Raw genomic sequence first — 7766 nt, 5'->3', positions numbered from 1 at the left:
CGGACCCGTTCTTCGTCGACAAGATCCACGACGTGGTGGGCCTGTATCTCGATCCGCCGGAGCGGGCGCTCGTGCTGGCCGTCCAGTCGATGGTGATGCCGTGGACGTGGGCCCGACCTGGCGCCCCCTCAAAAATCCACTCCCTGAGCTGCATAGTTACTGTGCAGCGACGATACGGAAGCCTCCTGGAGAGCCAACGCATCCCTCATCCAGAACGGAGGGAACTCGCCAAAACGAACCGACAGGTCTTCTCGTTCGGAACAGCCGCTTACCTGCCACCTGCTCGACCGCGCTCGACCACGAAAGACCCTCGGCCCTTCACGGGACATGAAGGGCCGAGGGTCCGTCACCTCGACCGGGGGCCGTCACCTCACGAGTCAGCGGCATCGGGTCCCCCCGGCCTCGATCACGGCAAGACCCGCCGCCGGCACGAGCGTCGGCAGCAGCAGTCGCCAGAACCGCGTGACCGTCGACGCCGAGAGCCACGTCGAGTCGCTGACCCCGAGCACCTCGAATCCCACGGTCGCGGCCACCACGGCGGTCACCGCGTCCTGGACCGCCGTCCCCCGGCGCAATTCGCCTTCGGCTTCGGCCTGCTTCAGCGTCCCCTCGACCCAGCACCGCCAGCGCTGCCGCAGATCCATCCGCGCTGAGCGGGAGGTCTCACCGCTCAGCGCGAAGCCGACCCGCAGCACCACATCGCTGCGCAGCGCCTCGGCAAGCGCGTGGGTGACGTCTACGAGAGCCTGCATACGGCCCGCCCCGAGCGACAGTGCGCCGTTCGTGACGGCCAGCAGCCTGGTCAGCGCCGCCTCCTCGACGACGTCCACCAGGACGGCCTTGCTGGCGAAGTGAAAGTGCAGCGCCCCGTTGCTCACCCCCGCCCGCGAGCTGATCGCAGTGAGCGACGCCGTCGAGAAACCGTCCCGGTCGAAGACCTCGGCCGCGGACCGGATCAGGGTTTCACGCGTGCGCGCCGCGCGTTCCTGTTTGACCATCAACTGCTCCGTCACTGCCGGGAGTTGCCCTGCTTACCGAAAGGCAGGGACGACTATAACAAACCGCACGCGCGGTTTCTGAAGAGATTCCCTGGCTTCTTTTGTCAAACATGGGGACCGGAGGCGACCCACCAGCCAGAACGCCGCGGGCGCACCTTGAGTCACCCCACTCAAGGGCGACTTGTGTCACGCTCGAACCATGTCGGACGGGAAGCGGACACTGACTCGGCGCTGGAACGCACCTGCCTGGTCTCATCCCAAGGACAGGCAAACCGGAATGAAAACCTCCGCCGTTTTTGGATGACAAGAAGTCAGAAGCACTAGAAATTAAACCGGTTGGTATGTATTTTCAAGCCGAGGAACAGACCAGTCCTGAACACACCTCTCGCGCCCGCCCAGGGGGAGCAATGTCTGCGAGCACGTTTCAGGTCGAACGAACAGCGTTCGACAGAGAAATGACCAGAGGCGCCAAGGCTTCCACCATCAAGCCCGGCGACTACCCGACCACTCTGACCACCACCGTTCCCAAAGAACTCGTACACCGGTCCGCAGTCGCGGAGGTCATGCTCACCGACTGGGAGCAGGTGGACGACACCCACTTCGTCGTTTCCGCCCAATGGCCTCGCGGCCACAGTTTCTTCACTCCGGTCGCGGACGGCTACCACGATCCGCTCATCGGCTGCGAGACGATCCGCCAGATCGGCATCCTGCTGGGACACGCGGAGTTCGGTGTGCCTTTCGGCCACCAGTTCCTCGTCTGGGACCTCGACATCACCGTACGTCCGGAGCATCTGCGGATGGGGTACGAGCCCGCTGCGCTCAGCATCGACGTCCACTGCACTCAGTTCAACCGGCGTGGCAGAAACCTGGCGGGGCTGCGCTTCGAGGCGGTCTTCCACCGCGACGGAAACGTCGTGGCGACCGGTGGCGGCTCCTTCTCCTGCATGGCCCCCTCGGTCTACCGCCGGGTGCGCGGCGAGCACGTACCCGGCGGCAACTGGGACCAGCTGCCACTGATCAGCCCGGCGGCTCCCCAGAGCGTCGGACGCATGTCGCCCATGGACGTCGTGCTCTCCCCCACGAGCGAGCGGAACCGCTGGCAGCTGCGGATGGACACACGGCACCCCGTGCTCTTCGAGCACGCCGTCGACCATGTGCCGGGCATGGTGCTGATCGAAGCCGCCCGCCAGGCCACGGCGGCCGCCCTCGGCCGGTCCTCCTACCTCCCGCTCGGCATCGCCAACGAGTTCAAGCGGTACGTCGAGCTGGACTCCCCGTGCATGATCGAGGCGTCCATGCTGCCCGGCACGCCCCCCGGAGGCGAACAGAGTGTCCTGGTGACCGCCCATCAGGACGGTGTGCTCGTCTTCAACTCCACGGTGACTGCCGGATCGCACGACGGCCAACCTCTGACGAACGGCATCTGACCAGTGTCGAACAGCGGCTTACCCATGATGGGCGGCGGGCTGCCCCCACCGGGCAGCCGCCGCCCTGTGCTGTCATCAGCACCCTCACCAGAGCCCTCATTCAGTGCCCTCGCAAGCGCCCTCACCAGCGTCCCGCGGCACTCATCCGAAGGCACTCAGGTGATCGCTCGCCCATCCGCAAAAGGTTCCGGCCGGCCGGCCGAGCAGAGCGGCGACCGTGCCGTCCACCTCCGCCTTGGAGCCCTCGCGGCCGCGCTCCGCGCTGTCCAGCAGCGCCTCGACGATGTCCGCCGGATAGCGAGCACCCAGTGCGGCACGGGCCTGTTCCGGCCCCAGTTCCTCGAACCGGAGTGGACGGCGCAGGAGTTCGGCGAGCTGTGCGGTCTGCTCGACCGCGGTGATCGCCGCCGGCCCGGTGAGCGTGTGGATCCTGCCCGCATGGCCGTCCTCGGTGAGAGCGCGTACCGCCACCTCCGCCACGTCACGCGGATCGACGCAGGCGTTGGCCGACGCCCCGTACAGAGCCCGTACCACGTCGCCCGAGCGGATGGAGCCCGCCCAGGACAGCGTGTTGGACATGAACGCGCGCGGACGCAGCAGAGTCCATTCCATACCGGATCCGCGCAGCAGGTCCTCGTTGCGGCGCTGCCACCGGGTGATCAGATCCTCCGCCCGGTCGTCCGCGACCGCGGCCGCGGACAGTTTCACCACGTGCCGCACCCCCGCCGACCGGGCGCTCCGGAAGAAGCCGGCGTCGTCGGCCCCGCCGGGATTGGTCACCAGAAAAACGGTGCGAACCCCCCGCAGGGCACCCGCCAGCGAAGCCGGATCCGAAAAATCCCCGGGCACGATCTCGGCCCCGGGACCCGCCCCCTCGACCCGCCCCGGATCCCTGGCCATGATGCGAACTGCCAGGTCAGCAGGGATTCCGCGGACCACTTCCCGCCCGATGGTCCCCGTGGCGCCGGTGACAAGAATCATGGACTTCCCTCCCTTGTCCGACATTTCCTCGGCCAGTACGGACGAGGAAGCGGCCTGTAAGATACGAACTGGACGGTTTCTTTACCGGCCTCCCGACGTTCGACCACCCTGAGGAGGGAGGAGGCAGAGTGGCTGAGCAGCTACGAGCCATCCGTACCCGTCAGACAATTCTTTCGGCGGCGGCCAAGATCTTCGAGGAGCACGGGTACCAAGCAGCCACGATCTCCCAGATCCTCACCGAGGCGGGGGTCACCAAGGGCGCCCTGTACTTCCACTTCCACTCGAAGGAAGACCTGGCTCAAGGCGTCCTCGCGGAGCAGGACCAGCGGATCATCGTTCCCCACCGCCCCTCCAAGGTGCAGGAAATCGTGGACGTCGTGATGCTGCAGGCCCACCGGCTGCAGACCGACCCGATGGTGCGCGCCGGCGTGCGGCTGACGATGGATCAGCTGGCCCAGAGCCTCGACCGCAGCGGGCCGTTCCTGCGCTGGGGCGAGGTCGGCCACCAACTGCTCGAACAGGCCCAGATCCAGGGCGAGTTGCTGCCCCACATCTCGCCGTCCGAGACGGCCGATGTCATCGTGGGCTCCTTCGCCGGCATCCAGTCCATGTCGCAGGCCGTCTGCGAATACCGCGACCTGGTGGGACGGGTCTCGGCGCTGATGCGTCATGTGCTGCCCAGTGCGGTGGTGCCCTCCGTCCTGGCCTCGCTCGACCTCTCCGAGGGCCGCGGAGCCACGGTCTACGCCGAGGCCGTGAAGGCGGCCGAGATGCAGGACCTCGTCGACGCTGCCGGCTGAACGCCGCATGTTTCTGTGGGGCACCGTCAAGGGTGCTCCACAGAAACGGTGCCCTCAGGGACAGTGCTCTTGGGTACGACGCTCTTGACGAAGTACGCCGACAGCGCGTCCGTCAGGTCACAACTTTCCCCCGACGCCCAGGAGATGTAGCCGTCCGGCCGCACCAGCAGCGCGTTGTGCGGCACCTCGGGAGTGGGCCGGGCGCGAACCACATACAGGTCCCCCTCCCATTCCCGTGCCTCCTCCTGATGACCGCTGCTTTCCTCACCGAGGAGCAACAGCAGTGGCCTGCCGTCACGCAGCAGCCCGATCACGTCGGTCTCGCCGGTTGCCGTGCTGAGCACCGCGTTACGGAGAAATGTTCCCGTTGCCCGGCGGGATCCCTCGGTGTGGCCCGGGAGCACGGTGTCCTGTGCGCTGATCAGGCCTCCGAGGTACCCGTGCTCGCGGTCCGCCGACAACACTCCGGTGAACACCCGGCGCAGCGCGTCGAGTTCGGGACCGGGCCGCATCAGGGCGAGCTGGGCCTGTGTCTGATCGATGACGCGCCGGGCGACGGGACGGCGCTCCAGGTCGTAGGTGTCGAGCAGACCGGCCCCCGCCGATCCGTGCACCGTCAGCGCCAGCTTCCAGCCCAGATTGAGGGCGTCGAGCACCCCGGTGCTGAGGCCCTGCCCGCCGATCGGGAAGTGGACGTGCGCCGCGTCCCCCACCAGGAAGACCCGTCCCGCGCGGAAGGTTCGGGCCAGCCGCGCGAAGTCGCTGAACCTGCTGAGCCAGCGCGGCGCGTCCATCGTGATGTCCCGGCCGGCGATCCAGGACACCTCCCGGCGCAACTCCTCCAAAGTGGGCGGCAGTTGCCGGTCCGGGTGGGCGCCGTCGCAGTTCAGCGTGCGGATATGTGTCCGGCCCTCGGCATCGAGCTTGGCCACGATCCAGCCACGCTCGGTGCGGTGCCAGCCCTTGGGAAGCTCGTCCGGTTTCGCGAGCGTCACGGCCCCCATGAGCGCGGACACCGTCGCCGGGTGGGTGTCGGAGGCGATGCCCGCCTGGTCGCGAACCGTGCTGCGGGCGCCGTCCGCCCCCACCACGTACTCGGCGAAGCAGACCGTGCCCCCCTGCGGCCCGTCGGTCGTGACCCGTACCCCGTGGTCGTCCTGGACCACCTCGCGCACCTGGTGTTCGCGCAGGATCCGCGCCCCGGCGGCCCGTGCCCGCGCCTCGAAGTGCCGCTCCAGCTCCGCCTGGGGGCACTTGAGGATCGGCTCGGGTTCGCGAGCGGGAGCCGTGATGGTCAGTCCGGGCAGGCCCGCGAAGTGGAACGGGCTCTCCACCGGGCCTTCGGTGTACGGATATCCCTGCCCCGGCAGGTGCCCGCGACGGGCCAAGGTCTGGACCGCCCGTGCGTGCAGCGTGGTCGCCTTGGGCTGCTCGGACACATCGGCCCGGGATTCCAGGAGTACGGTGTCGACTCCGTACCCGGCCAGTTCGGCGGCGATGAGCATACCGACGGGTCCCCCACCGACCACCACGACCTGTGCCCGTACCCGGCTCTCCCCCTGCACAGCGAAGCCTCCCCCTGGCTGCGGTCCATCCACTGATGGAAATATACCGGACGGACTGTTTCCAATCCATCCACCAAGGAAGCACCATGGCAACCAGAGGGAGCGCGCTCAGCAGGAAGCCAGAAGCCACAAGGCTCAACCTGAGGCTGAGGTTGAGCTTCAGATCATGGCTGGTGCTCCCGCATCGCGGACGACATCGGTCCGCCCTCCGAGCGCTCGGTCTTGTGTCCCTTGCTGCCCGGCGCCAGAGTCCGCACATCCACGGCCTCCGCCGGCGCCCCCCTCGCGTACAGCCCGTCGGGCTCGGTGTCACGGTCGTGCGGAAGCAGCCAGAACACCCGCCGCCGGAACGTGCCGGAGGACCGGGACGGCTTGGCTTTCGGCCCCAGCAGGGCGTACCCGACCATCCGTCCGTCACGGTGATACGCGGGTCTCCCCCGCCGCGTCGGCAACCGGTCCAGGCTCTGGCGGACATAGTCGAGCCGACTGATGTCCTCGAGCCAGACGAGATCCATCTCGTCGACGATCTCGTCCTCTGCGATGAGGGCACTCATACTGTCTCCTCGTCCGCGAGCAGGCCGATGCCCGGGTAGTACTTGCGCTGATTGGAAAGGATCATTTCCTTCGGTGACGCCAGTCCCACCACCTCGCGGACACGTGCCGCGAAAGCCCGGGACGATATCGCCGGTGCACCTTCATTCTGGCACCAGCTCCTGTAGGCCGCGTACAACTGCGCTTGCTCCGCGCGCAGATCGGCCTCCAGCCGGCAGGTCTCGTGGACGAAACGCCCGGTGTGGTCCTCGGTCTCGGCGTACGCCGTGGTCGCGATGCGGACCCGCTCGGGACCAGAGAGGTCCTTGTCGCCCCCGAGGTAGCGACGGGCGCCCTCGATGAGCCAGTTGAGGATCCCCGGGCCCTCCTGGGTCACGAGGATGTCCGCCAGGTTGTCGATCTTGCGGTTGTCCGAGACGACCCGCTCGAACGGGATCAGCCGCATGCGCCGCCAGAACGCGAAGCCACCCGTACCCACCTCGGGCCGGTGATTGCCGAGCAGCCACATCTTGTGCGTCGGCTCGAAGCTGAAGAAGTCCTGCCGCATCCGGCGTGCCTTGATCCGGTCGCCACCGGTGAGCAGCTTGACCCGGGCCTCATCGAAACGGTCCCCCGGCTTGACCTCGCTGCACACGATCACGCGTCGGCCGTGCAGTTCGGCCAGATCGGTGGGATGCCCCTCGTACGGACGCGACATCAGGAACCCGGGGGGCGCCGCGTCCGCATAGTCCCCGAGCAGCTTCATCAGGACGTCCAGCAGTACGGACTTGCCGTTCTTCCCGGAACCGAACAGGAACGGCATGACCTGAGCGCCGACGTCCCCGGTGACGGAGTAGCCGAGCAGCAGCTGGAGAAAGTCGATCATCTCCGCACCATCCGGCCCCTCGCCGAAGGTGTCGGTGAGGAAGCGGTTCCAGCGCGGCGTGGACATCGGCTCCGGCGAGGCCGAGGTGGAGCGGGAGTGGAAGTCCTTAGTGGGCTCGGCGGGACGGATGCGCCCGGTGCGCAGATCGACAACGCCCCCAGGCGTGCACAGCGCGTACGGATCCGCGTCCAGCCGCGCCGCGTTGAGCACCATCCCCGGGGCGGACTTCGCCTGCGTCAGCATGGCGTTCATCCCGCTGGTGCTCAGCGTTCGGCGGCGGTGCTGCTGCAAGGCGGCCGGGGTGTAGACACCTCGCGGATCGGTGGTGGCGATGGACTCCGCCAGGTCACCCGCCGACCACATCACGGTGTCGTCCTCGTCGATCTGCCATCGGGTGCCGTCCCAGCGGTACCAGCCGATTCCGGGAACGTGCCGGTAGTCGTTGCGATAGAGCTTGACGAACAACTTGGCGTTGCCGCGGTCGGTGAGCGTGTCGGGCAGCAGGCCGTCCGCCGTCGCCTCACCGTTCCCTTCCGGCGCGTCAGCGGCCATGTACCGCGCGGACTCATCCCTCTGCC

Annotated in this window: 7 protein-coding genes; 2 read left to right on the top strand and 5 right to left on the bottom strand. The window is 67.7% G+C overall.

Translation table 11 applies throughout. The features are described 5' to 3' along the window. Positions 1–377: 377 nt before the first annotated feature. Complete coding sequence (locus IE107_RS33175; protein ID WP_189548062.1) at positions 378–998, bottom strand: ScbR family autoregulator-binding transcription factor; 621 nt, start codon at positions 996–998, stop codon at positions 378–380. 455 nt (positions 999–1453) lie between these two features. On the opposite strand from IE107_RS33175, the gene IE107_RS33170 reads away from it, so the two are divergent. Further along, entirely contained in the window at positions 1454–2425 is a 972-nt protein-coding gene (locus IE107_RS33170; protein WP_229867447.1) for a ScbA/BarX family gamma-butyrolactone biosynthesis protein, read from the top strand. 141 nt (positions 2426–2566) lie between these two features. Here the strand turns inward: IE107_RS33170 and IE107_RS33165 are convergent, their stop codons facing one another. Beyond that, positions 2567–3406, bottom strand: a complete 840-nt coding sequence (locus IE107_RS33165; RefSeq protein WP_189548060.1) for an NAD(P)H-binding protein — start codon at positions 3404–3406, stop codon at positions 2567–2569. A 128-nt stretch (positions 3407–3534) separates the two neighbouring features. Between IE107_RS33165 and IE107_RS33160 the strand changes: the two genes are divergently transcribed. Then, positions 3535–4206 carry a ScbR family autoregulator-binding transcription factor gene (locus IE107_RS33160; protein WP_189548059.1) on the top strand — a complete coding sequence of 224 codons (672 nt, stop codon included), beginning with the start codon at positions 3535–3537 and terminating at the stop codon, positions 4204–4206. A gap of 26 nt (positions 4207–4232) precedes the next feature. On the opposite strand, the gene IE107_RS33155 is transcribed toward IE107_RS33160, so the two are convergent. From IE107_RS33155 to IE107_RS33145, 3 genes are all read right to left on the bottom strand, one after another. Continuing rightward, a complete protein-coding gene (locus IE107_RS33155; protein ID WP_189548058.1) occupies positions 4233–5771 on the bottom strand; it encodes an FAD-dependent monooxygenase in 1539 nt (512 codons plus the stop codon). Between the two features lie 164 nt (positions 5772–5935). Then, positions 5936–6325, bottom strand: coding sequence for a DUF6009 family protein (locus tag IE107_RS33150; RefSeq protein ID WP_189548057.1), 390 nt, complete (start codon positions 6323–6325; stop codon positions 5936–5938). After that, a complete protein-coding gene (locus IE107_RS33145; RefSeq protein ID WP_229867448.1) occupies positions 6322–7740 on the bottom strand; it encodes a DNA primase family protein in 1419 nt (472 codons plus the stop codon). Before IE107_RS33145 ends, IE107_RS33150 begins: the two co-directional genes overlap by 4 nt. Positions 7741–7766 lie beyond the last annotated feature (26 nt).

This window comes from Streptomyces gelaticus (assembly GCF_014649535.1).
Lineage (GTDB): Bacteria > Actinomycetota > Actinomycetes > Streptomycetales > Streptomycetaceae > Streptomyces > Streptomyces gelaticus.
This window is presented reverse-complemented; position numbering and strand designations above follow the sequence as displayed.

Excerpts from the sequence above, each read along its gene's own strand:
- IE107_RS33150 (WP_189548057.1), bottom strand. The coding sequence starts at position 6,325 with ATGAGTGCCCTCATCGCAGAGGACGAGATCGTCGACGAGATGGATCTC.
- IE107_RS33165 (WP_189548060.1), bottom strand. The coding sequence starts at position 3,406 with ATGATTCTTGTCACCGGCGCCACGGGGACCATCGGGCGGGAAGTGGTC.
- IE107_RS33145 (WP_229867448.1), bottom strand. The coding sequence starts at position 7,740 with ATGGCCGCTGACGCGCCGGAAGGGAACGGTGAGGCGACGGCGGACGGC.
- IE107_RS33175 (WP_189548062.1), bottom strand. The coding sequence starts at position 998 with ATGGTCAAACAGGAACGCGCGGCGCGCACGCGTGAAACCCTGATCCGG.
- IE107_RS33170 (WP_229867447.1), top strand. The coding sequence starts at position 1,454 with ATGACCAGAGGCGCCAAGGCTTCCACCATCAAGCCCGGCGACTACCCG.